We start from the raw sequence: 23,953 nt of genomic DNA on the forward strand, positions 1-23,953 counted from the left end.
TGCGGGAGCTGGCCGTCGGGTCGGTGGTCAGTGCGTACCGTCCGAGTTGTTCGAGGGCGACCCGCCGACCGAGGCGCCGTCGGCCTGGGCCTGCGCCTTGAGGGTCTCCTTCTCGGCGGGCGTGAGCACGGGCGGCTCGGTGGAGGGCTGACGCTTGCCGAAGCCGTGGTAGGGGGCCATCGGCGGGCGCTTCGCCACCCGGGCGCAGATCCGGGCCATGTCGGCCGTGGAGAGGGTCTCCTTCTCCATGAGCTCGAGCACGATGTTGTCCAGGACGTCCCGGTATTCCACCAGGATCTCCCAGGCCTCGTCGTGGGCCAGCTCGATCAGCGCCCGCATCTCGCCGTCGATCTCGGCGGCCACCGCGTCCGAGTAGTCCCGCTCGTGGCCCATGTTGCGGCCGAGGAACGGCTCGTCGCCGCTGGTGCCGTACTTGATCGCGCCGAGCTTGGAGCTCATGCCGTACTGCGTGATCATCGCGCGGGCCAGCTGCGTGGCCTTCTCGATGTCGTTGCCGGCGCCGGTGGTGGGCTCGTGGAAGACCAGCTCCTCGGCGGCCCGGCCACCCAGCGCGTACGCCAGGGTGTCGATCATCTCGGCCCGGGTCTGGGTGTACTTGTCCTCGGTCGGCAGGACCAGCGTGTGGCCCAGCGACCGGCCCCGGGACAGGATGGTCACCTTGTGCACCGGCGCCGCGTGCGGCAGCGCCCAGGCGACCAGCGCGTGCCCACCCTCGTGGTACGCGGTGATCTTCTTCTCCTGGTCGCTCATCACCCGGGTCCGGCGCTGCGGACCGGCGATCACCCGGTCGATCGACTCCTCCAGGGAGTCGTTGGTGATCGCCCGCTGGTCCTTGCGGGCGGTGAGCAGCGCGGACTCGTTGATCACGTTGGCCAGGTCGGCACCGCTGAAGCCGGGGGTACGCCGGGCGACCGAGTCGAGGTCGACGTCGGGCGTGAACGGCTTGCCCTTGGCGTGCACCCGCAGGATGGCCTTGCGGCCCTCCATGTCGGGGGCGTCGACCGGGATCTGCCGGTCGAAGCGGCCCGGGCGCAGCAGCGCCGGGTCGAGGATGTCCGGCCGGTTGGTGGCGGCGATCAGGATGACGCCGCCCTTCGTGTCGAAGCCGTCCATCTCGACCAGCAGCTGGTTGAGGGTCTGCTCCCGCTCGTCGTGACCGCCGCCCATGCCGGCGCCGCGGTGCCGGCCGACGGCGTCGATCTCGTCGACGAAGACGATCGCCGGCGCGTTCGACTTGGCCTGCTCGAAGAGGTCGCGGACCCGGCTGGCGCCGACACCGACGAACATCTCCACGAAGTCCGAGCCGGAGATCGAGTAGAACGGCACGCCGGCCTCACCGGCGACCGCGCGGGCGAGCAGGGTCTTACCGGTGCCGGGCGGGCCGAACAGCAGCACGCCCTTCGGGATCTTGGCGCCGAGAGCCTGGTACTTCGCCGGGTTCTGCAGGAAGTCCTTGATCTCGTGCAGTTCCTCGACGGCCTCGTCCGCCCCGGCCACGTCCGCGAAGGTGGTCTTCGGCGTGTCCTTGGTGATCATCTTCGCCTTGGACTTGCCGAAGTTGAGCACCCGCGAGCCGCCGCCCTGCATCTGCGACATGAAGAACAGCAGCAGGAGCACGAGCAGCGCGATGGGCAGGAGGTTGACGAGCAGGCTCACCCAGATGCTGTCCGAGGAGACCTTGGTGTCGGCCGGGCCGGTGACCCGGTTGGCCGCCTTGGCGTCCAGCACCTCGTTCCAGACCTGGCCGCCCACCTCGTAGGGGAACTGGGCCTCGATCCGGTCGGTGGTGGTGTCGCCGAACTTCGTCTTCTGGGCCAGGTCGAGCTGGAGCGTCTGCTCCTTGTCCTGGAAGACCGCCTTGTTGATCTTTGCGGTGTGGAGCTGGTCGAGCGCCACCGACGTGTCCACGCGGTGGTAGCTCGGGCCAGCCGTGAAGAGTTGACTGAGCACAACGGCGCCGAGGATGACCAGGATGATCCAGACCACCGGTCGGCGGAAGAAACGCGTACGTTCCATGCTGTTGTCGGGCACCGAGGCGCCCGCATCCTCCTGATCGACGTCCTGACCGTCTGAATGGTGTCGCCGCCTCGGGCGGCGGCCGCAGCCGCCGTGCGGGCCGGCCCCGACCCCGAGGCGCGTCAACTGCCGCGCCGCGGTCATTCGACGGTACACCGTTCGCGCCAGATGCGAGCTTGCGAGCCCGGCACTTACGCGTACGGCGAACCCGGGTTTGAGCCGGCGTGGCGGGGAGCTCCTCACCCGGCCACCCGACCGCCCGGTCACGCGGTTCGAGGGGTCGGGCGTGGAGGGTGCCTCCACGTCACCGGCCTCTACCGTAGACCGGAAGGCTGAGAGCCCGCTGAACGTCGGCTGACGAGCGGCCGGGCGCCGGGGTCAGGCCCGGGCGTAGACCTCGGGCTTGAGCACCCCGACGTAGGGCACCTCGCGGTAGCGCTCACCGAAGTCGAGGCCGTAGCCGACCACGAACTCGGTCGGGATGTCGAAGCCGACGTACTTCACCGGGACCGGCACCTTGATCGCGTCCGGCTTGCGGAACAGGGCGACCACCTCGACGCTGGCCGCGGAGCGCGACTCCAGGTAGCGCAGCAGCCAGGAGAGGGTCAGACCGGAGTCGACGATGTCCTCGACGACCACGACGTGCCGGCCGGCGATGTCCCGGTCCAGGTCCTTGAGGATCCGCACCACGCCGGAGGAGGTGGTGCCCTGGCCGTACGAGGAGATGGCCATGAAGTCCAGCTCGGCCGGCGGGCCCTGGCGGCCCAGCGCGCGGGCGAAGTCGGCCATGAACATGACCGCGCCCTTCAGCACGCAGACGAGCAGGAGACCGTCCTCGACGTGGGCATAGTCCGCCGAGACCTGCTTGGCCAGTTCCGCGGTCTTCTCGCGGATCTGCGCCTCGGAGATGATCACGTGGTCGATGTCGGCGTCGTACCAGGAGCCGTCAGCCATGCTCCTAGCCTGCCGTACGCCGGATGGCCTCCGTCGGCGGGGCCGCCCCTTTTGGCGCGGTCCCGCCGAGGATTAACGGCGCAGACGGGGCAAATCACCTCAGCAGGTGCGGGAGCGCCAGCGGCGGCCGTCGTCGGTCGGCTTCCAGTCGGCCGAGTCCCGGCTGTCGGCGGTCAGCCCGAAGGCGCTGGCGCCCACGAGGAGAAGCAGGAAGAGCAGGAGCAGTAGAACGGTCATGGCGGCGCTCGCTTTCGCGTGGTTGGTGTTCTTTTCGCCGCCGGTGCGCACCGGACACCATCAAGTTTGCGACCCGCCGTACGGTTCGGACAGTGGCAGGAATGCCAGTGAGCCTCGATTTCCTGCCACCTGTCGGGTTACCCTCGTCACATGCTTCGATCCGTCGCCGTCGTCGCCCTCGAAGAGGTCGCCGCGTTCGAACTCGGTGTGGTCGCCGAGGTGTTCGGCACCGACCGCACGGCCGACGGCTTCCCCGGCTACCGGTTCGACGTCTGCACGGTGGACGGCGGGCCGGTCCGCAGCCGTTCCGGCTTCCTGATCACCCCCACCGCCGACCTGACCCCCATCGAGGACGCCGACCTGGTGGCCGTGCCCGCCCACGGCGACGGGACGACGCCGGTCCCCGAGCCGGTGCTGGCCGCGCTGCGCCGGGCCGCCGACCGGGGCGCCTGGCTGCTCAGCGTCTGCTCCGGTGCGTACGTGCTCGGTGAGGCGGGACTGCTCGACGGGCGCGACTGCACCACCCACTGGCGGCACGTCGACGACCTCCAGGAGCGGTTCCCGGCGGCGCGGGTGCAGTGCAACTCGCTCTACGTGCAGGACGGGCGGCTGCTCACGAGCGCCGGCACCGCGGCCGGCATCGACGCCTGCCTGCACCTGGTCCGCCAGGCACACGGCTCGGCCACGGCCACCCGGCTGGCCCGCCGGATGGTCGTCCCGCCGCACCGCGACGGCGGGCAGGCCCAGTACGTCGAGGCGCCCATCCCGAAGGCGCCCGAGGCGCCCACCCTGGAGCCGGTGCTGGAGTGGCTCATGGGGCACCTGGACAGGACCGTGAGCGTGGACGAGCTGGCCGCCCGCGCCGGGATGGCGCCACGGACCTTCGCCCGCCGCTTCCGGGCCGAGACCGGCACCACGCCCCACGACTGGCTGACCAACCAGCGGGTGCTGCTCGCGCGGCGGCTGCTGGAGGAGACCAGGCTGAGCGTGGAGACCGTGGCCGACCAGGCCGGGTTCGGGGACGCGGCGGCGCTGCGTCATCACTTCACCCGCCGGGTCGGCACCACCCCGCACGCCTACCGGACCACCTTCCGCGAGCGCGTCGAGGCCTGATCACCGGCCCGCATCCCGCCGCCGCCGGCTCGGCGAGGTGGCGGTATCCCGCGCGGCCGGACACGGCCACCTCGGCGAGCTGGCCGGCCGGCCTGCGGACGCCGGACGGGTCAGGTGGTGAGGCGGCCGGCGTGGCGGCGGACGAGCAGGCCGCCGGGCAGGTGGACGGCGCCCTGCCCGTGCCAGTCCGTGACCAGGGCGTCCAGCGCCGCCACGTGCCGGTGGGACAGGGCGGCCGGCGAGGCGCCCAGCTCCCGGGCCCAGGCGTGCAGCACCCGGGTGCGTACGGCCGCCGGCAGCGCGGCCAGGCCGTCGACCGAGAGCCCGCCCTCGGCGGCCCGGGTCGCGGAGAGCCCGGCGGCGGCCACATCGTCCAGGGCCGCGTTGTCGGCGGCCAGCAGGCGGGCGGTCCGGGCCAGGTTGCCGACCACCCCCGGGCCGAGCGCCCGGACCAGCGCGGGCAGCACGTCGGCACGGACGCGCGAGCGGGCGTACGCGGGGTCGGCGTTGTGCGGGTCCTCCCACGGCGTGAGCCCGAGCGCGGCGCACGCCTCCCGGGTGTCGTCGCGCGGAACGTCCAGCAGCGGGCGCAGCAGCGGCACCCCGTCCCGCTCGCGGCGCGGCGGCATGCCGGCCAGACCACGCGGGCCGGCGCCCCGGGCCAGCGCGAGCAGCACCGTCTCGGCCTGGTCGTCGCGGGTGTGCCCGAGCAGGAGCCCGGCCGCGGAGTGCCGGCGGGCCGCAGCGAGCAGGGCGTCGTACCGGGCCTCGCGGGCGGCCGCCTCGGGGCCGCCGGGCCGGCCGGCGACGGTCACGGGAACCACCTCGACGGGGTCGAGCCCGATCTCGCGCCCCCAGCGGGCCACCCGTTCGGCGCGCTGGGCCGAGCCGGGTTGCAGGCCGTGGTCGACGGTCACGAGGCCGGCCCGGCGGCCGAGGCGCGGTGCCACGAAGGCGGTGGCGGCGGCCAGGGCGAGCGAGTCGGCGCCGCCGGAGCACGCGACCAGCACCGGCCCGTCCCCGGCAAGCCCGGTCAACGCGCGGCGTACGGCGAGCCGGACGGCGGCGACCGCCGGGGCGAGCGCGGCCCGGTCGCCGGTCGCCGTTCGCGACTGCGGGGCCGGCGGGCCCGGCTCGCTCCCGGCGCGGATCACCGGCTCAGCCGGCGGACGGGGGGACACTCGCCGGCCCGCCGTGCACCCGGGCCACCCAGGCGTCCGGGTCGCCCAGCTCGTCGAGCCGGGGCAGGGTGAGCGGCGAGGAGAAGATCTTGTTGAACCCGGCCATGCCGACCCGGTCCACCACGCCGTGCACGAACTTGCGGCCCTCGGCGTACTGGCGCATCTTGACCTCGATGCCGAGCACCCGGCGGATCGCCTTCTCCAGGGGGTTGCCCGCCTCGCGGCGCCGGTTGAACGCCGCCCGGATCGACTCGACGCTGGGGATGACCTGCGGGCCGACGCCGTCCATGACGAACTCGGCGTGCCCCTCCAGCAGGGTCATGAGCGCGGTGAGCCGGTCCAGCACGGCCCGCTGCGCCGGGGTCTGCACGATGTCCAGGACGCTGGCCCGGCTCTCCGGGTCCTTCACGGCGTCGGACAGGGTGGCCACGCCGCGGCGCAGCCGCTCCAGCAGGTGCTCGCCGCCCTGCGACGCGTCCACGAACGCCTGGACCTCGCTGAGGAAGTACGCCCGCATCCACGGCACGGCGGTGAACTGGGTCCGGTGCGTCACCTCGTGCAGGCAGACCCACAGCCGGAAGTCGCGGGGGTCGGCCCCCAGCTTCCGCTCCACCTCGACGATGTTCGGCGCGACCAGCAGCAGCTGGCCGGGGTCACCCGCGAAGACCTCGTACTGGCCGAGAACCCGCCCGGAGAGGTAGGCCAGCACGGTGCCGGCCTGCACCCCGGTGAGCCGGGACCCGATCGCCTCGGTGAGCGGCCCGGGGCGCTTGGCGCCGGACAGCCGGTCCACCAGCGGGGTGATCACCTCGCGCAGCCCGGCGATGTTGGCGGCCGCCCAGTCCCGACGGTCGACCACGCGGACCGGCGGGTGGGTGACCTGGGAGCGCAGGCCGGTGTAGTCGGCAACGTGCCCGGCGGCCTCCTCGGTCAGCCGGCGCAACTCGCCCACCACGTCGGTGGCCTCGGCGTACGACACCCGGGGGCCTGACTTGCCCAGCGCCCCCGCGGTCGCGGCGGCCAGATCCCAGTCCACGAACTGCGCCATGAACCCACCGTACCCGCGCCGCGACACCCCCACCCGGGCTCGCGAGCGCGGATCGACGCCGGTCGTACCGGATGGGGACGGTCAGCGGCAGCCGCAGCCGGCCAGCGCGGAGGAGATCCGGTCGAGGGCCTGCCGGGTCTCGTCGAGGCTGTCCGGGGTGCGGTCGGTGAGGATCGCGAAGGTGAGCAGCCGGCCGTCGGCCGTGGTGACCAGCCCGGCGATGGCGTTCACCCCGCTGAGCGTGCCGGTCTTCGCCCGGACGACGCCGGCGCCGGCCTTCGTCACCGACGCCTGGTAGCGCTCGTCGAGGGTGCCGGACCAGCCGCCCACGGGCAGGCCGCCGAAGATCGCGGCCAGATCGGGGTGGCTCCCGTTGCCGGCCAGCGTGATCAGGTCGGTGAGCAGCGAGGGGCTGATCCGGTTGGTGCGGGACAGGCCGCTGCCGTCCGCCAGGCTGATCTCGTCGGCCGGCAGCCCCAGCTCGCCGAGCACCTGATCGGTGGCGGCCGCACCGCCGGCGAACGAGCCCGGCTTGCCCTTGGCGAGCGCGACCTGGCGCGCCATGGCCTCGGCGATCACGTTGTCGCTGTCGCTGATCATGATGTCGACCAGGCGGACCATCGGCAGCGACTGGACCTTGCCCAGCTCGGCGCCGGGGGCGGGCGTGCCGGTGGCGGTCGCGCCGGAGGCCGCGGGAGCGGTGCCCCGCTTCACCTCGGCGGCGGCCCCGGTGAGCCCCAGGAGCTTGGCGAACTGCCGGCCGGCGGTCAGGTCCGGCTGCGGCACCCGCTCGGCCGCGTGGTTCATGGCCTCCTCGGTCCGGCGGGCCTCCGCCGGGTCCCGCCGCGCGCCGTCGGTCATCAGTGCGGTGATCGCCGCCCCGAACCCGCCGGTCGGGATGTCGTCGTCCCAGCCGGGCTCGTAGACCGGGCCGCTGAACAGGGACGAGTCGACGGTGACCTTGGTCGGGGCGGTGCCGCCGAGCGCCTTGCGCACCTGGGCGGCGAGGTCGTCCAGGCGGGCCGCGCCCGGGTAGAAGCCGTTCTTGTCGACCGCGAGGGTGGGGTCGCCGCCACCGACCAGGACCACCTCGCCCGGGGCCGCGCCAGCCACCGCCCGGGTGGGGATCCGGTACGCGGGGCCCCGCGCCGCCAGCACGGCGACCCCGGTGGCCAGCTTGGTCACCGAGGCGGGCACGGTGGGGCTGTCCTGCCCGCGGCCGTAGAGGGCCTCACCGGTGGTCACGTCGGCCACCGACACGTTCACCCGGTCGCCGAGCGCGGCGGCGCCGACCAGCGGTTCGAGCGCGGCGCGCACCCCCTCGGGGGTGGGCTGTGGCGCGTTGCCGTCCGCGCCGCCCAGCACGGCGGGCGGGGGCGGTTCGGGCGGCTGCGCGGCGGCCGTCGGGCTGTCGTCGCCGCCCAGCCAGCCGGCCACCGGGCCGGGGCGGACCACGGCCAGCCCGACCGCGGCCAGGGCGAGGACCAGCACGCCGGCCAGGACCGCGACCAGCCGGACCGGGCTCCGGCGCGGGGGCGGGGGCGGGGGCGACGGCGGGAGCGGGGCGGCGCCGACCGGCGGCACCGGCGGGCTCACGGGGATGCCGCCGGGAGCGTCGTACCCGGGCCAGCTCACCGGGGCGGCGGGACCCGGGCCGTGGTCCCGGGGATCGGCGTGCCCGTACTCCCGGCCGGCGGGGCGGCCGTACTCCTGCGGTCGGCCGTACTCCTGTGGGCGGCCGTACCCCTGCGGGGTGGCGCGGCCGTACTCCTGGGGGGCCCGACCGGGCTCGGCGGGGCCGGGGTGGCCGTACTGCCCGGGGTTGGCGCGGCCCACCGGGGCGGACCCGACGGGCGGCCCGGGGCGGTGGCCGGGGGTGGTGCCGGGGATCGAGACGCGGCCGGTGGCCCCGCCGGAACCGGAACCGGCGGACCTGGGCCCGTCAACCCCCTCGGGGCGGTAGTGTGAATCTTCCCTCCCCACGACCCCCTCCTCCCCCGCTCAAAAGCGCCTTGGGTGACACTACTTCGGTCCGAACACTATGCGGCGGCCGGAGCCGGCGGGGGAGGTTCACCCCGTCCGGTGGGCGACGCCACTGGTTTCGTCAGCCAGCGTGGGCAAACGAGGGAGCGTGGGAGATGGATTTCGACGTCACGGTTGAGATCCCCAAGGGTCACCGCAACAAGTACGAGGTGGACCACGCGACCGGCCGGATCCGGCTGGACCGCACCCTCTTCACCTCCACCCAGTACCCGGCCGACTACGGCTTCATCGAGGGCACCCTCGGTGAGGACGGCGACCCGCTGGACGCGCTCGTGCTGGTGCCCGAGCCCACCTTCCCCGGCTGCCTGATCCGCTGCCGCACCATCGGCATGTTCCGGATGACGGACGAGAAGGGCGGCGACGACAAGGTCCTCTGCGTGCCCTACGAGGATCCGCGCCAGGAGCACCTGCGGGACATCCACCACCTGGGTGAGTTCGACCGCCTGGAGATCCAGCACTTCTTCGAGGTCTACAAGGACCTGGAGCCCGGCAAGTCGGTCGAGGGCGCGACCTGGGTGGGCCGCACCGAGGCCGAGGCCGAGATCGTGGCCTCGTACCAGCGCGCCAAGGAGGCCGCCGAGCGCGGCGAGACCCTGCACTGACCTGATCCGCGCCGACGGGCCCGGGCCGCTGCGAGCGGCCCGGGCCCGCGTGCGTGCGGGTCAGCCCAGCAGGCCGCGGGCCCGGTCGTAGAGGTCGAGCACCGCGCAGGCGACCGGGACCACCGCCACCACCAGCGCGGTGTCGGTCAGGTCGGCCAGCCGCCCGAGGTACGGGGAGACGGGCCGGCGGGCGTACGTGGCGCCGGCCGCCACGGCGAGCAGGGCCACGGCCACCCCGCCGACGGTCAGCGCCAGGCGGCCGGCCGGACCGGCCCGGTCGGCGAGCATCGCGCCGAGCAGGGCGTACCCGGCCAGCCCGGCCGCGACGGCGGGCACCCGGTGGCGGACCGCCACGAAGAGCCGGGAACGCAGCAGCAGCACCCCGCAGCCGACCGCCACGAGCAGCCGCCCGGCCGTACCGCCGGTGGTGGCGAGCACCGCGGTGGCTACGACGGCCAGCACCGCGTGCCCGACCAGCATCCCGGTCAGCATCTCCTCGGTGCGGGCCACGGCCGCGTGCACCCGGGCCCGGTCGGGCAGGTCGCGGACACCCGGCGGCCCGCCGGCCGGCGCGGGCAGGGTGATCGGCGGCAGCGGCACCTTGCCGAGCCGGAGGGCCAGCAGCGGCAGCCCGCCGAGCGCGAAGACCAGCGCGCAGAGCAGCACAGCGGCGGTGCCGGCCGGGCCGAGGAACAACCCGCCGAGACCGGCCGCCGCGCCGGCCGCCCCGGTCGTCGCGCCGGCCAGGAAGACCCGGGACCGGCTGGCCACCCCGAGCAGGGCGAGCACCGACGCGAGCAGGAGCGCCACCGAGCCGGCGAGCAGTTCGGGCGCGCCGACCCAGCGCATTGTCGCGAGCGGGCCGGCCGGGTCGCCGGAGCCGACCGCCAGCGCGCCGGCCGCGGCGGCCCAGGGCAGTGCGTACCCGCCGAGGGTGGCGCCGACCGGCCCGTCGCCGAAGGCCCGGGAGGCGGCGGTGGCGGCCAGCACCAGGAGCAGGGCCACCACGGCGGCGACCGGCCAGACACTGTGCGGCCCGGGGCCGGCGGCCAGCACGGCGAGCAACCCGACGACCAGTGGCACGCCGGCCCCGGCCAGGGCGGCGGCCCGGGTGGCACCGGGCGACCAGGCGGCGCCACGGCGGCGGGCGCCGTCGGCGATCGCCTCGGTCACGTCGTCGTACTCCAGCTCGGGCCACTGGGCACGGGCCGGGACGAGGTGCAGCACCTCGCCGTCGCGGACGCCCTGGGGCAGCAGCGCCTGCGCGGTGGCCAGCGCGCCGCCGTCGGTCCGCCGCAGCACCCAGCCGCCGTGCCGTTCGCCGTCGTCGGCCAGCCCCTCACCGGCGTGCCGGAGCACCTCGGGCAGCAGCTCGGCCAGGGGAACCTGCTCCGGCAGGGCCACGTCGACCCGCCGCCGGGGGGCGCTGATCGTGACCCGGGCCAGCCCGCTTGTCATCGATGTCTCTCCATATCGAGCGGGAACGGTGGCTGACGGACGACTGGACTTTACCTACGATGAGCCAGGCTCAGGTTACCGAGAGCCATGGGGAGGCCGAGTGTCCACTGTCGTCATCAAGCGGCCACCACGCCGCCCGGCGCCGGAGATCCCGGTCGGCGAGCTGCCCGTGGAGGCGCCCCCGGAGATCCCCGCGGTGGCCGGTGGGCGCTGGCAGCAGGCGCTCATGGTGCTCCCGATGCTCGGCGGGACGGTGGCCATGGCCATGATGTTCGGCCGGGGCGGCGGGGCCTACTCGTACGTGGTGGGCGGCATGTTCGGGCTCTCCTCGGTGGCGATGCTGGTGACGTCGTGGGGCAGCGCCGGGCCGAAGCGGTCCGAGATGATGGCCGCCCGCCGGGAGTACCTCCGGCACCTCGCCGCGCTGCGCCGCCGGGTCCGGGAGACCGCCGGGGCGCAGCGGTCCGGGCTCTACTACCGCCACCCCGACCCCGGGCGGCTCTGGTCGACGGTGGACAGCCACCGGGTGTGGGAGCGCCGGCCCGGGGACCCGGACTTCGCCGTGGTCCGGGTCGGGGTCGGGCCGCAGACGCTGGCCACCCCGCTGCTGCCGCCCGTGACCCGGCCGCTCGACGAGCTGGAGCCGATGACCGCGGGGGCGCTGCGGCGGTTCCTGGACGCGTACTCGGTGGTGCCCGACCTGCCGGTGGCGCTCTCGCTGCGCAGCTTCGCGCGGGTCTTCGTGCGCGGCCCGGCCGGCGGGGCGGGTTCCCCGGCGGCCCAGGCGCTGGCCCGGGCGGTGCTCACCCAGCTCGCCGTCTTCCACGCCCCCGACGAGCTGCTGATCGCGGTCTGCGCCGGGCCGGAACGGCGGGCCGGCTGGGAGTGGGTCAAGTGGCTCCCCCACACCCACCACCCCGTGCGCACCGACGCGCTCGGCCCGGTCCGGCTGGTCACCAGCTCGGCCGCCGAGCTGGAACGGCTCTTCGACGACGTGCTGGGCAGCCGGTCCCGGTTCAGCCCGGCCGGTCCGGCCACCGACGGGCCGCACGTGGTGGTGGTGCTCGACGGCGGCGAGCTCACCGGCGCCACCGACCTCTCCGGCGACGGCGGGATCGACGCGGTCACCGTCCTCGATCTGGACACGCCGCCGCCCCGCCTGCTCGACCGGTACGCCCTCCTGCTCGACCTGGTCGACGGCCGGCTGCACTCGCACTCGGCGGACGGGCACGCCGAGGTGGGTGCGGCCGACGCGCTGGAGCCGGCCGACGCCGAGGCGGTCGCCCGCCGGCTCGCCCCGCTGCGGCTCGCCGGCACGGCCCGCGGCCCGGACGCCCCGCCCGGCGCCGAGCCCGGCCTGCCCGAGCTGCTCGGGCTCGGCGACCCGATGAACTTCACCGCCGAGCAGGGCTGGAGCCCCCGGGCGGCCCGGGACCGGCTCCGGGTGCCGATCGGGGTGGGCGCCGACGGCGGTGCCATCGAACTGGACCTCAAGGAGTCGGCCCAGGACGGGATGGGCCCGCACGGGCTGCTCATCGGCGCCACCGGCTCGGGCAAGTCGGAGCTGCTCCGCACGCTGGTGCTCGGGCTGGCCGCCACGCACAGCTCGGAGCAGCTCAACTTCGTGCTGGTCGACTTCAAGGGCGGCGCGACCTTCGCGTCCTTCGAACGGCTGCCGCACACGGCTGCGGTGATCACTAACCTGGCCGACGCGCTGCCGCTGGTCGACCGGATGGTCGACGCGATCAACGGTGAGCTGGTGCGCCGGCAGGAGCTGCTGCGCCGGGCCGGCAACTTCGCGAGCGTGCGCGACTACGAGCGGGCGCGCGCGGCCGGCACCCCACTCGCCCCGCTGCCGTCGCTGCTGCTGGTCTGCGACGAGTTCTCCGAGCTGCTCTCCGCCAAGCCCGACTTCATCGACCTCTTCGTGCAGATCGGCCGGCTGGGCCGCTCGCTCGGCGTCCACCTGCTGCTCGCCTCGCAGCGGCTGGAGGAGGGCCGGCTGCGCGGGCTGGACACCCACCTGTCGTACCGGATCGGGTTGCGCACCTTCTCGGCGCTGGAGTCCCGGACGGTGCTCGGCGTGCCGGACGCGCACGAGCTGCCCCGCAGCCCGGGGCACGGTTACCTGCGCTCGGGCACCGAGCCGCTGGTCCGGTTCAAGGCCGCGTACGTCTCCGGCGCGGTGCGCCGGCGCGGCGGCCCGGCGGGCGCGGCGGGCGCCGCCGGCCCCCGGCTGGTCGCCTTCTCCACGCACCTGGTGCCGGTGCCCGAACCGGCCACCCCGGCCGCCCTCCCCGCCGAGGAGGAGACCGGCGAGACCCTGCTCGACCTGATGGTGGGACGGCTGGCCGGGCAGGGCCCGCCGGCGCACCGGGTGTGGTTGCCGCCGCTGGACGCCGCACCCCCGCTCGACGAGCTGCTCGGCCCGGTCGGCGCGGATCCGATCCGCGGGCTCACCGTGGGCAACCCGGAGCTGCACGGCGCCCTCCAGGTGCCGGTGGCCGTGGTGGACAAGCCGTTCGAGCAGCGCCGCGACCTGCTCTGGCTGGCCCTGGACGGCGCGGCCGGGCACGTGGGCGTGGTCGGCACCACGCGCAGCGGCCGCTCCACCCTGCTCCGCACCCTGGTCTGCGCGCTGGCGCTCACCCACACCCCGGCCGAGGTGCAGGTCTACTGCCTCGACTTCGGCGGCGGCGTGCTCGGCGCGCTGCGCGACCTGCCGCACGTCGGCGGCGTCAGCGGCCGCACCGACGGCACCGCGGTCCGCCGGACCGTCGGCGAGATCGCCACCCTCCTGGCCGAGCGGGAGCGGCGGTTCGCCGAGGCGGGGGTCGAGTCGATGGCGGCATGGCGCCGGCGACGGGCCGCGGCGGCGGCCGGGGCCGACCCGTTCGGTGACGTGTTCCTCGTGGTCGACGGATGGAACACCCTGCGCGGCGAGTACGAGGACCTGGAACCGCTGGTCACCGAGCTGGCCACCCGGGGCCTGGCGTACGGGGTGCACGTGGTGGCGAGCGCCCTGCGCTGGTCGGACTTCCGGCCGGCCATCCGCGACCTCTTCGGCTCGCGCCTGGAGCTGCGGCTCGGCGACCCGGCCGACTCGCTGGTCGCCAGGCGGGCGCTCGCGGCGACCGTGCCGGACCGGCGGCCGGGGCGCGGGATCACCGCGGGCGGGCTGCACTTCCTCGCCGCCGCGCCGCGGGTCGCCGGTCTCGGCGAGGAGACCGGCGACCTGGTGAAGGCGGTGGCCGGGGCCTGGGCCGGTCCGGCGGCGCCCCGGGTGCGGCTGCTCCCGCCGGTGCTGCCCTACGCCGAGCTGGACCAGACCGCCACCACGGGGCTGGCCTTCCCGATCGGCGTGGCCGAGGCGGACCTGCGCCCGGTGGTGCTGGACTTCGCGACCGAGCCCAACTTCGTGGTCTTCGGCGAGGCCGAGTGCGGCAAGTCCTCGTTCCTGCGCGCGCTGGCCACCTCGATCGTCCAGCGGTTCACGCCCGAGGAGGCCCGCGTCATCCTGGTCGACTACCGGCGCAGCCTGATGGGCACGATCGAGTCGGCGCACCTGATCGGCTACGGGACCGCCGCGCCGCACACCGCCGAGCTGATCGAGTCGGCGGCCGGCTACCTCCAGGGGCGGCTGCCGGGGCCGCAGGTCACTCCGGCCGAGCTGCGTACCCGGTCGTGGTGGACCGGGCCGGAGCTGTTCGTGCTGGTGGACGACTACGACCTGGTGGCCGGCGGGCCGACCAACCCGGTGCGCGCGCTGGAGGAGCACCTGCCGCACGCCCGGGACGTCGGCCTGCACCTGGTGCTGGCCCGCCGCTCCGGTGGCGCGGGCCGGACCTCGTTCGAGCCGGTCATCCAACGGCTGCGGGAACTCGCCACGGCCGGGCTCGTGATGTCCGGCGGCCCGGAGGAGGGGCCGCTCGTCGGCCAGGTGAAGGCCGGCCCGCTGCCGCCGGGCCGGGGCCGGCTCGTCACCCGGCGCGAGGGCGTACGCCTCGTTCAGCTCGCCCATCTCCCACCGGGGTGACCGGAGTGGCAGCGTGGCCTACGGGAAAACCGGTAATCTCCGAGCGGCATGTGTCTGACGCGATGAAATGGCTGGGGAATGTGACCAGGGATCGGCAGGGTGTTCCCACCGCGCCTCCCCGGCGTCTCGCCGGACGCGCGCTGCTCGGTGCGCTCGCGGTCGCGGCCGCGGTGGCCGGTCCACTGGCCCCGCCCGCCCACGCCGCCCCGGCCACCGCCGCCCCGGTCGCCGCCGCGCCGGTGGACGAACTCACCGGGATGGACCCGTCCCGCGACGGCCAGTGGCAGCTCGCCAAGTTGCAGGCACAGGCCGCCTGGCAGAGCTCGACCGGTCGCGGCGTCGTCGTGGCGGTGGTCGACTCCGGAGTGGACGGTTCCCACCCCGACCTGGCCGGTCAGGTGCTGCCCGGCGTCGACCTGGTCTCGAGCGGTGTCGACGGGCCCGACCCGGTGGGGCACGGCACCACGGTCGCCGGCCTCATCGCCGGGCGCCGGGACGACGACCGGGGCGCGGTCGGGCTGGCGCCGGACGCCAAGATCCTTCCGGTCCGGGTGCTCGACCAGGAGAACCGGTACGACAGCGCGGTCACCGTCGCCAACGGGGTGCGCTGGGCCGTCGACCACGGCGCCCGCGTGATCAACCTTTCCCTCGGCGGCACCGACACCAGCGCGCCCCTGGCCGCCGCCATCGACTACGCCTTCGCCCGCAACGTCGTGGTGGTCGCGTGCACGGGCAACCTGGCCACCTCCACGGGCCGCGACGTCTGGTACCCGGCCCGCGAACCCGGCGTCCTCGCCGTGACGGGGCTGGACGCGAACGACAACCTGTGGTCGGGCGCCATCACCGGCCACGAGACGGTGCTCAGCGCACCGGCCACCGCGATCTACGGCGCCCGTCCCGGCGGCTACTGGCTGATGCAGGGCACCAGCTTCGCGGCTCCCCTGGTCGCGGCGACGGCGGCCCTGGTCCTGGCGAAGTACCCGCAGATGTCGGCCGCCGACGTCGTCAACCGGATCACCACGACGGCGCGGGACCTCGGGCCCACCGGCCGCGACGACCGCTTCGGCTACGGCATGGTGGATCCAGTGGCGGCGCTGACCTCCGACGTGCCCTCGGTGGGGCGCAACCCGCTCGACGACAACGGCTCCCCCGGATCGGTGGGCTTCGGCTGGGCGCCCGGCCTGGACCCGGACAGCGGGGCCGCCGCCGCGCCGGGCGCCGACCCGCTGAGCGTCGCCGCGCCGGAGCAGCAGACCCGGTGGGCGGCCCACCCGGCCGGCCAGGTCGACAACTCGGCGCGGGAGCGGCTCTGGCCAGGGCTCGCCCTGTTCGTCGCGCTGCTCACCAGTGCCGCGCTGGCGGTCCGCCGGTTCCGGCAGACCCGCCGCTGACGGGCCCGTCTGACCCGGCCCCGCCCTGGGTAGTGAACAGCGCATGAACACGCGCGGCGGCCTGATGTCCATGCCCGAGCGGTCCTGGCGGCGGCGCCGCCTCGACCCGAACCACTCGCTGGGGCTCCGGCTCACCCTGGCCGCCACCGCCGCGTTCCTCGTGCTGGTGCCGTTCGCCCTGCTCGCCTTGCTGGTGCTGGGCGCCTGGCCGCCGCTGTCCCGGCTGGACGCCGTGATCACCGACGCGCTGCACGGGTACGCCGTCGACCACCCGGCCTGGGTCCGGCTGATGGAGGTGTGGACCCACGTGTTCGGGCCGGGCCCGCTCCGGGTGGCCGCCGCCGTGGTGGTGGTCTGGTTGCTGTGGCGCGGCGCCCCGCGGCTGGCCCTCTGGGTGGTCACCACGATGACCGTCGGTGGGCTGCTCGGCGCGCTGCTCAAGCTGCTCGTCGGCCGGCACCGGCCGGACCTGCTCGACCCGGTGGCGCGAGCGGCCGGCTACTCCTTCCCCTCCGGCCACGCGCTGAACGCCGCCCTGGCCGCCGGGGTGCTGCTGCTGGTCTTCCTGCCGTTCGCCCGGCACAGCCGGCCACTGCGCGGCGCGCTCTGGACCGTGGCGGTGGTGATCGCCGTGGTGACCGGACTCAGCCGGATCGCGCTGGGCGTGCACTGGACCAGCGACGTGGTGGGCGGCTGGCTGCTCGGTGTGGCGGTGGTGGCCGCCACCACGGCCGCGTTCTCCACCTGGCGGACCCGGGTCGGCCGGCGGCCGGCGCGTACCGGCCGGGAGGGGATCGAGCCGGAGCTGGCCGAACCGGGGCCGGACGGCCGCCACGCGTAGTCCGGTACCGGCCGGGGTAAAGGGCGGCTCATGTCCGATCTCGCGGTCCAGATCGCCCGGCGGGTGCTGCTGCCGGTGACCCTGCTCTTCGCCGTCCTGGTGGGCCTCGGCCTCCTGGTCACCCGGGTGCTCGCGAAGACCTGGCCGTTCACCGTCGAGGACGCGGTCAACCGCGAGTTCGCGGCCCACCGTACCGGCGGCTGGAACGACGTCTCCCTGGTGTTCAGCACGCTGGCCAGCACGCAGCTGATCGTCGTGGTGACCGTGCTGGTGGCACTCGTGCTGCGGCTGGTGCTGCACCGCTGGCGGGAGCCGCTCTTCCTCTGCGCCGCCGTGAGCGCGCAGGCGCTGATCTTCCTCTTCACCACCATGGTCATCGACCGGAACCGGCCGGCCGTCGAGCACATGGACGACTCGCCGCCGACCTCCAGCTTCCCGTCCGGGCACACCTCGGCCGCCATGGCGCTCTACGTCGGCATCGCGGTGCTGCTCGCGCTACGGGCGCGGAGCACCCCGGCCAAGGTCGCCTGGTGGTCCCTGCTGGTGCTGGTGCCGATCGGGGTGGCGCTCACCCGGATGTACCGGGGCATGCACCACCCGAGCGACGTGGTGGCGTCCTTCCTCAACGGCGGCGCCTGCGTGGCGATCATGGCGCGGGCGGTGCTCGACCGCACGCTCACCTGGGGCCGGGCCAGGCTGCCGGCCGGCCGCTCCGGCGACGACGTGGCCCCCGCGAGCACCGCCGCCGGCTGACCGCCGGCCGGCTCAGGTGCAGTCGCCGGTGGCCACCCCACGGGTACGCTCCGCGCCGGCCAGCGCCACCGACCGGGCCTCGGCCGCGGTGACCGCGAAGCCGGTGTTCGGGTCGTCCGCGGCGGCCGCGAAGATCACGCCGAGCACCAACCCGTTCGAGGAGACCAGCGGGCCACCCGAGTTGCCGCTGCGGACCAGCGCCCGGATCGTGTAGATCTCCCGGGTCACGTCACCGGCCGAGTAGATGTCCGGCCCGGTGATCCGGTCGACGTCCCGGATCCGGGCCGGGCGGGCGTCGTACGGGCCGTCGAGAGGGAAGCCCAGCACGATGGCGTCGGCCCCGCTGCCCGCCGCACCGGCGGCGAAGCGCAGCGACGGCCCGGGCAGCCCCGGGACGTGCAGCACGGCCAGGTCCCGCGCGGGGTCGTAGACGACGACCTCGCCGTCGTACCGCTCGCCGCGCAGTTCCACCGCCACCGACCGGGTGCCCGCCACCACGTGCGCGTTGGTCATCACCCGGTCGTCGGCGTACACGAAGCCGGAGCCCTCGATGCGGCGGGCGCAGCTCGGCGCGGAGCCCAGCACCTTCACCACCGCCCGCTGGCTGTTCTTCACGACCTGGGAGTTGGCCAGCGCCGGGTCGGGCGGGGAGACCTGCCGGGCCCGGGTCGGCGCGAGGTCACCGAAGACGTCCGGGAAGCCGTTGGTGTCGACCGTGTCGCGCAGCGCCGTGGACAGCTCCTGCGCCTTGTCCGGCAGCACCCGGTCGACCACGGTGAGCACGGCGCTGTTGCGCACCGAGGAGGCCAGCCAGGGCACCGACGAGGAGCCCAGCGGCACGGCGACCAGCCAGGCCACCAGCATGACCGCGAAGACCGAGATGATCGCGCCGCCGGCGTCGTCGACCTTCCGCCCCACCGGCCCGGTGATCGCCGCCCGCAGGTTGGAGCCGAGCCAGCCGGCCAGCGCCTGGCCCAGCACGGCCAGCCCGAAGATGGCCACCAGGGAGATCAGCACGCGGGTGCCGCTGTCGGTGAACTGCCGGGCGATCAGCGGCCCGACCTGCAGGCCGAGCAGCGCGCCCAGGAAGAAACCCGAGAACGACAGCGCCCCGATGACGAAGCCCTGACGGTATCCGCTGATCGCGAACACGAGCATGAGCAGGAGCAGTACGAGATCCACGGCGGACACGCACCCAGGGTACGGGCACCGTGCCCGCGACAGGCTGACCGCTCGCTGAACGTGACCTTCGGATGCGCGCCGGTGATCGCCGCCGGCTCAGCGCACCGGGCTCTCGTCGACCGCGTCGGTGCCCGCGGAGGGCGCCGGGGCGGCGCCGGGCGGCGGCAGCTCCACCACCCGGGAACGCGGCCACGGCTGGGCCCAGCCGCCCATCTCCAGCAGGGTGTTCAGCACCCCGGCCGTGAAGCCCCAGACCAGCATGCCGCGCACCGAGAAGGCCGGGCCGATCCAACCGCTCGGGTGGCGTACCCGCATCCGGTTCGCGGGATCGACCAGCTCGGCGACCGGCAGCCGCGCGACGTGCGCCACCTCGGCGGGCTCCCGGGGGTGGACCGGGTGCGGGTCGTGCCACCAGGCGAGCACCGGGGTGACCACGAAGTCGCTGACCGGGATCCACAGCTTGGGCAGCTCGGCCAGCACGGTCACGCTGGCCGGGTCGAGGTCGACCTCCTCGTTCGCCTCGCGCAACGCGGTGGCCCGGGCGTCGGCGTCCTCCGGGTCGGCCGCGCCGCCCGGGAAGGCCGGCTGCCCGGCGTGGTTGCGCAGCGTGGCGGCGCGCTGGAGGACCAGCACGTCCGGGCCGGCGCCCGGCTCCTCGCCGAGCAGCACCAGCACGGCGCTCTCCCGGCCGCCGCTCTCCGGGGTGCTGAGCCGGGTGAAGTCCTCGGCCCGGGCGCTGCCGAGCCGGCCGAGCAGCGGGTTGAACCAGTCCGGGGGCCGTCGGGTCACAGCCGCACCCCGAGATGGGTGCGGACGAGCTCGGCCAGGCGGGCGTCGTCCAGCGCGCCGGTCGAGTCGGTGTGCCGGATCCGCCCCTCGGCGTCGACCAGGACGGTCAGCGGGAAGGCGTTGCGACCGAGCGACCGCTCGAACGCGTCCCCCTGGTCGACCAGCATGGGGAACCGGACGCCGAAGTCCTCGCCGATGGACTGCGCCCCGCCGCGGCTGTCCCGGCTGTTCACCCCGATCACCTGGAACCGGCCGCCGGCCCGCTCGCTGAGTCGTTGGAAGGCGGGTAGCTCCTTGCGGCACGGCGGGCACCAGGACGCCCACACGTTGATCACCGCCGGGCCCCGGATGTCGCGCACGTTGACCGGAGCGCCACCGGTGAAGCAGGAGAGGGTCAGGTCGGGCAGCGATGCACCGGAGGTACCGGCCGCGGCCGGACCGGAGGCCGGTGCGGCGGCGGTCAGCGGGGCGCAGTCGGCGAACGGCGACGGCCGCTCGGCCCGGGTGGCCGGTGCCGGGCCCGCCGGCTCGTCGGTGATGCCGGTGCAGCCGGCCACGGCGAGCAGCAGCGGGATGAACAGGTACGCGAGCCGACGGGTCACGGCACCTCCGCCGCGACCGCCTGCTGCGGCACCAGGTCGGGGTCGATGCCGACGGCCGCCGCCAGATCCCGGGCGCGGGGCCCCTTGAGCAGCTTGGCCGCGGCCACCGGATCGGTCGGCCCGGTGCCGTACGCCGGGCAGAGCTTCGCCAGCGTGCAGGCGCCGCAGGCCGGCTTGCGGGCGTGGCAGACCCGCCGGCCGTGGAAGATGATCCGGTGCGACAGCATCGTCCAGTCGCGCTTCGGGTAGAGCGCGCCGATCGCGTGCTCGATCTTGACCGGGTCGGTCTCGGTGGTCAGCTGCCACCGCTGCACGAGGCGCTGGAAGTGGGTGTCGACCGTGATGCCGGGGACGTCGAAGGCGTTGCCGAGGATGACGTTGGCGGTCTTGCGCCCGATCCCCGGGAGGGTGACGAGGTCGGCCAGCTTGCCGGGGACCTCGCCGTCGTAGCGCTCGCAGAGGGCCTGGCCCAGGTTGATGAGTGAGCTGGTCTTGTTGCGGTAGAAGCCGGTGGGCCGGATCAGCTCCTCCAGCTCGGCGCGGTCGGCCCCGGCGTAGTCCGCCGCGGTGCGGTAGCGGGCGAACAGCTTCGGGGTGACCTCGTTGACCTTCTTGTCGGTGCACTGCGCCGACAGGATCGTGGCGACGGCCAGCTCCAGCGCGCTGGAGTGGTCGAGTTCACAGTGCGCGTCGGGGTGGGTCTCGGTCAGCACCCGGCCGATCCGGCGGGCGCGGCGCGTGCGGCCGAGGTCGGTCTCGGTGGAGCGCGTGGTCACGCCGGCCAGCCTACGTCGCGGGGACGACGTGCCGGCGGGGCCCACGCGGGCGGCGGTGCGGCTCAGCCACCCGCCGGAGCACTGATCTTGCCGGAGCCGTCGAGCCGCGCGCCGGTCTCCGGGAAGTCGGCCCGGCTCATGTCGCGGACCAGCCCGAGGCCCCGGTCCTGCCCGTCGACGGCCGGCCGGCCCACGCTGCTCATCTGGGTCGAGGTGAACTGGCCCCCGACGAAGCGGCCCTCCGCGGTCAGCGAGACCTTCAGCACGCCGCCCCAGCCGAGCCGGCCCGAGCTGTTCAGCGACTTCCCGCCGCCGGCGAAGTTGCCCAGGCTGTAGGCGATCAGCCGCCCCTTGTAGAACTCCATGCCGCGCAGCACGTGCGGGCCGTGCCCGATCACCAGGTCGGCGCCGGCGTCGATCACGGCGTGCGAGAAGCGGACGGGGTCGCCCCGGTTCTCCCCGAAGAACATCTCGGTGCCCGGCTTCACGTGGCTCCGGTCGGCGCCCTCGGCACCCATGTGCACCTGCACCACGACCAGGTCGGCCATGTCCTTGGCCATGGTGATGACCTGCTTCGCGGCCTCGATGTCGACGAGGCTGTTCGACCAGGGGTACGACGAGAAGCCGGCCACGGCGACCTTGATGCCCTTGACGTCGACCACGGTGATCTCGCCGGGCGCGCCGGTGTGCTTGAGCCCGTGCGCCTCCAGCGCCGACTGGGTGTTCTCGTAGCCCTGCTGGCCGTAGTCGTAGCCGTGGTTGTTGGCCTGGTTGAGCAGCTGGAACCCGGCCGTGCGCAGGTGCGCCGCCCAGCCCGGCGGCGCCCGGAACTGGTAGCAGTTCTTCGGCTTCGGGCCGCACTTGCCGGCGCCGGTGTCGTCGGTGAGCGGCTCCTCCAGGTTGCCCATCACCAGGTCGCCCTTGAGCGCGGACCTGACGTCGTCGAAGAAGCCCTTCCCGCCGTTGGCCGGCAGCCGGGACGGGGCGTTGCCCATGATCACGTCGCCGGTCGCGGTCAACGAGATCGACTTCTCGGTGGCCTCGCCCGGGGCGGCGGCCTGGTCGCCCTCGACCGGGGCCCCGGATGCGGTCGACCCCCCACCCTGGCCGGGCTGCCAGAGCGGCCCGTCGCCGGAGCCGGCGTCACCGCAGCCGGCGGCGAGCAGGACGACGAGGACGGCGCCGAGGGCTGCGGCGAGGCGCCCGCCACGGGTGGCGGAGCGGCGACGGGGACGAGGCACGGAGCGGGCGGGAGCGTACATCGTGGGCGACGCTACCGTCCCGGGAACGCGACGACGAGGGCCGATCGGTCGGAAAACCCGTCGGCCGGGCGAGGGGCGGTGCACGCTCAACCCGCGACCCGGTGGGACCACGGCACGACCGTGCCGGCGCCGCCGGCCAGGACGGCCGCGTGCACGGCCCGGGCCAGCGGGGCACCCCAGGCCGAGCGGGGGCCGCCGTACGGTGCGGGCTCGCCGTCGGCCGGGCAGAGCACAGTGACCGCGTCGGTGGGGGTGCCGGTGGCCGGCAACCCCAGCTCCCAGATCGCCTGGGCCTTCGCCTCGGTGGCCGTGGCCACCGCGTTGACGAGGGCGGCGTCGCCGAGCCGGGCCGGCACGTACACGACGATGTTGACCGTGCCGACCCGCTGGGCGGGCGTGGCCGGCGTGGGCGCCGCGGCCCAGACCGGCATGCCGAGGCCCACGGTCGCCCAGACCCGCACGCCGCCGTCCGTCCGGGCCACCACCTCGGTCACGTCGACCCCGGTCAGCAGCCCGACGCCGGGCCCCGCCAGGCCGAGGCCGCCGGCCAGCTCGGTCAGGTGGGCGGCCGGGTCGTCCCGGTCGTACGACATCGGCACGGTCGCGTTCACCACCCATCCGCGGACGCCGATCCCCCCGCCCAGCGGGGCGGAGCCGACCGCCAGCAGGGGCGCCTCGGCCCGCCAGACCAGCAGCGGGATGTCCGACCCGTCCTCGGGCCGGGTGGTCAGGAACGGCTCGCTCAGCACGCCGGTCACCCTACGATCACAGGTGGGGACGGATCCGGCCCACCCGCACCGGAGCTGGGGATCCTGGTCGTCGACCGGGTCAGGCAGGTACGCCCAACGATCAAGATTCCAGGGGTGCACCTCTGATTCCCGCTCATGTGCGCCTAGACTGGCGGCGCGCGAGGGATCAGCGGACGGCGGACCCGGCCGACGGACGGCACGCGCAAGCGGAGGTGCGCGATGGATGAGGTACTGGCCCGCAGCGGGATCTTCCAGGGTGTCGACCCGGAGGCTGCCGAGGCGCTCGCCAAGGAGATGGAGACGATCGAGGTCCGTAAGGGCGAGGTCGTCTTCAACGAGGGCGAGCCCGGCGACAGTCTCTACATCCTCCTGTCCGGCAAGATCAAGGTCGGTCGCCGCGCGGCGGATGGCCGGCAGAACCTGATCGCCGTGATGGGCCCGTCGGACATGGTGGGCGAGCTGTCCCTCTTCGACCCCGGCCCGCGCACGGCGACGGCCACGGCGGTCACCGACACCCGGCTGGTCCGGCTCCGCAAGCAGGCGCTGCGGCCCTGGCTGAACAACCGGCCCGAGATCGCCGAGCAGCTGCTGCGCGTGCTGGCCCGCAGGCTGCGCCGCACGAACGACTCGCTGGCCGACCTGATCTTCACCGACGTGCCCGGCCGGGTCGCCAAGAACCTGCTCCAGATGGCCGGCCGGTTCGGCACCCGCGACGGCGGCGTGCTGCGGGTGACCCACGACCTCACCCAGGAGGAGATCGCCCAGCTCGTCGGCGCCTCCCGGGAGACCGTCAACAAGGCCCTGGCCGACTTCGCCTCGCGCGGCTGGCTGCGGCTGGACGGCAAGAGCATCATCATCCTCGACCCGGAGCGCCTGGCCCGCCGCGCGCGGGTCTGACC

At 74.8% G+C, this 23,953-nt stretch carries 20 protein-coding genes; 7 read left to right on the top strand and 13 right to left on the bottom strand.

Going from position 1 to position 23,953, the window contains the following annotated elements; translation table 11 throughout:
* Positions 1-27 precede the first annotated feature (27 nt).
* The 3 genes from ftsH to GCE86_RS31720 form a co-directional block, all read right to left on the bottom strand.
* Complete coding sequence (gene ftsH / locus GCE86_RS24005) at positions 28-2,037, bottom strand: ATP-dependent zinc metalloprotease FtsH (RefSeq protein WP_091267614.1); 2,010 nt, start codon at positions 2,035-2,037, stop codon at positions 28-30.
* Between the two features lie 378 nt (positions 2,038-2,415).
* Positions 2,416-2,991 carry a hypoxanthine phosphoribosyltransferase gene (hpt, locus tag GCE86_RS24010; RefSeq protein ID WP_154229017.1) on the bottom strand — a complete coding sequence of 192 codons (576 nt, stop codon included), beginning with the start codon at positions 2,989-2,991 and terminating at the stop codon, positions 2,416-2,418.
* Between the two features lie 99 nt (positions 2,992-3,090).
* Positions 3,091-3,228, bottom strand: coding sequence for a hypothetical protein (locus tag GCE86_RS31720; protein WP_167537066.1), 138 nt, complete (start codon positions 3,226-3,228; stop codon positions 3,091-3,093).
* 150 nt (positions 3,229-3,378) lie between these two features.
* Here GCE86_RS31720 and GCE86_RS24015 point away from each other — a divergent pair, with 150 nt between their 5' ends.
* Entirely contained in the window at positions 3,379-4,341 is a 963-nt protein-coding gene (locus GCE86_RS24015) for a GlxA family transcriptional regulator (protein WP_154229018.1), read from the top strand.
* Positions 4,342-4,451: 110 nt separating this feature from the next.
* Here the strand turns inward: GCE86_RS24015 and tilS are convergent, their stop codons facing one another.
* The 3 genes from tilS to dacB all read right to left on the bottom strand — a co-directional run bounded on the left by tilS (position 4,452) and on the right by dacB (position 8,154).
* Positions 4,452-5,378 (bottom strand): tRNA lysidine(34) synthetase TilS, encoded by a 927-nt coding sequence (tilS, locus tag GCE86_RS24020; RefSeq protein ID WP_204343192.1) that lies wholly within the window; start codon positions 5,376-5,378, stop codon positions 4,452-4,454.
* Positions 5,379-5,499: 121 nt separating this feature from the next.
* The gene (locus GCE86_RS24025; RefSeq protein ID WP_154229019.1) at positions 5,500-6,570 is read right to left on the bottom strand and encodes a zinc-dependent metalloprotease; all 1,071 of its coding nucleotides are present in this window, start codon (positions 6,568-6,570) and stop codon (positions 5,500-5,502) included.
* Between the two features lie 81 nt (positions 6,571-6,651).
* On the bottom strand, positions 6,652-8,154 hold the full coding sequence (dacB, locus tag GCE86_RS24030; RefSeq protein ID WP_208818140.1) for a D-alanyl-D-alanine carboxypeptidase/D-alanyl-D-alanine endopeptidase: 1,503 nt from the start codon (positions 8,152-8,154) through the stop codon (positions 6,652-6,654).
* 554 nt (positions 8,155-8,708) lie between these two features.
* Here dacB and GCE86_RS24035 point away from each other — a divergent pair.
* Complete coding sequence (locus GCE86_RS24035; protein WP_091266984.1) at positions 8,709-9,215, top strand: inorganic diphosphatase; 507 nt, start codon at positions 8,709-8,711, stop codon at positions 9,213-9,215.
* A gap of 60 nt (positions 9,216-9,275) precedes the next feature.
* On the opposite strand, the gene eccD is transcribed toward GCE86_RS24035, so the two are convergent.
* The gene (eccD, locus tag GCE86_RS24040; protein ID WP_154229020.1) at positions 9,276-10,673 is read right to left on the bottom strand and encodes a type VII secretion integral membrane protein EccD; all 1,398 of its coding nucleotides are present in this window, start codon (positions 10,671-10,673) and stop codon (positions 9,276-9,278) included.
* Positions 10,674-10,773: 100 nt separating this feature from the next.
* Here eccD and eccCa point away from each other — a divergent pair, with 100 nt between their 5' ends.
* From eccCa to GCE86_RS24060, 4 genes are all read left to right on the top strand, one after another.
* Positions 10,774-14,709: a type VII secretion protein EccCa gene (eccCa, locus tag GCE86_RS24045; RefSeq protein WP_154229021.1), complete on the top strand. Its 3,936-nt coding sequence runs from the start codon at positions 10,774-10,776 to the stop codon at positions 14,707-14,709.
* Positions 14,710-14,771: 62 nt separating this feature from the next.
* Entirely contained in the window at positions 14,772-16,100 is a 1,329-nt protein-coding gene (mycP, locus tag GCE86_RS24050) for a type VII secretion-associated serine protease mycosin (protein WP_154229022.1), read from the top strand.
* A gap of 43 nt (positions 16,101-16,143) precedes the next feature.
* Positions 16,144-16,941: a phosphatase PAP2 family protein gene (locus tag GCE86_RS24055; protein ID WP_154229023.1), complete on the top strand. Its 798-nt coding sequence runs from the start codon at positions 16,144-16,146 to the stop codon at positions 16,939-16,941.
* 30 nt (positions 16,942-16,971) lie between these two features.
* Positions 16,972-17,694 carry a phosphatase PAP2 family protein gene (locus GCE86_RS24060; protein ID WP_154229024.1) on the top strand — a complete coding sequence of 241 codons (723 nt, stop codon included), beginning with the start codon at positions 16,972-16,974 and terminating at the stop codon, positions 17,692-17,694.
* Positions 17,695-17,706: 12 nt separating this feature from the next.
* Here GCE86_RS24060 and GCE86_RS24065 read toward each other — a convergent pair whose 3' ends face one another.
* From GCE86_RS24065 to GCE86_RS24090, 6 genes are all read right to left on the bottom strand, one after another.
* Positions 17,707-18,885: a MarP family serine protease gene (locus GCE86_RS24065; RefSeq protein ID WP_154229025.1), complete on the bottom strand. Its 1,179-nt coding sequence runs from the start codon at positions 18,883-18,885 to the stop codon at positions 17,707-17,709.
* 87 nt (positions 18,886-18,972) lie between these two features.
* On the bottom strand, positions 18,973-19,665 hold the full coding sequence (locus tag GCE86_RS24070) for an NUDIX hydrolase (RefSeq protein WP_154229026.1): 693 nt from the start codon (positions 19,663-19,665) through the stop codon (positions 18,973-18,975).
* On the bottom strand, positions 19,662-20,267 hold the full coding sequence (locus tag GCE86_RS24075) for a TlpA family protein disulfide reductase (protein ID WP_154229027.1): 606 nt from the start codon (positions 20,265-20,267) through the stop codon (positions 19,662-19,664). Before GCE86_RS24075 ends, GCE86_RS24070 begins: the two co-directional genes overlap by 4 nt.
* Positions 20,264-21,043 (bottom strand): endonuclease III, encoded by a 780-nt coding sequence (nth, locus tag GCE86_RS24080; RefSeq protein WP_154229028.1) that lies wholly within the window; start codon positions 21,041-21,043, stop codon positions 20,264-20,266. The genes GCE86_RS24075 and nth overlap by 4 nt, the downstream gene beginning before the upstream one ends.
* A gap of 62 nt (positions 21,044-21,105) precedes the next feature.
* The gene (locus tag GCE86_RS24085; protein WP_154229029.1) at positions 21,106-22,305 is read right to left on the bottom strand and encodes a CapA family protein; all 1,200 of its coding nucleotides are present in this window, start codon (positions 22,303-22,305) and stop codon (positions 21,106-21,108) included.
* Positions 22,306-22,391: 86 nt separating this feature from the next.
* A complete protein-coding gene (locus tag GCE86_RS24090; protein ID WP_154230649.1) occupies positions 22,392-23,054 on the bottom strand; it encodes an adenosylcobinamide amidohydrolase in 663 nt (220 codons plus the stop codon).
* A 219-nt stretch (positions 23,055-23,273) separates the two neighbouring features.
* Between GCE86_RS24090 and GCE86_RS24095 the strand changes: the two genes are divergently transcribed.
* Positions 23,274-23,951, top strand: coding sequence for a Crp/Fnr family transcriptional regulator (locus tag GCE86_RS24095; RefSeq protein WP_007073398.1), 678 nt, complete (start codon positions 23,274-23,276; stop codon positions 23,949-23,951).
* Positions 23,952-23,953: the final 2 nt, after the last annotated feature.

The sequence above is a fragment of the Micromonospora terminaliae genome (genome assembly GCF_009671205.1).
Classification (GTDB): domain Bacteria; phylum Actinomycetota; class Actinomycetes; order Mycobacteriales; family Micromonosporaceae; genus Micromonospora; species Micromonospora terminaliae.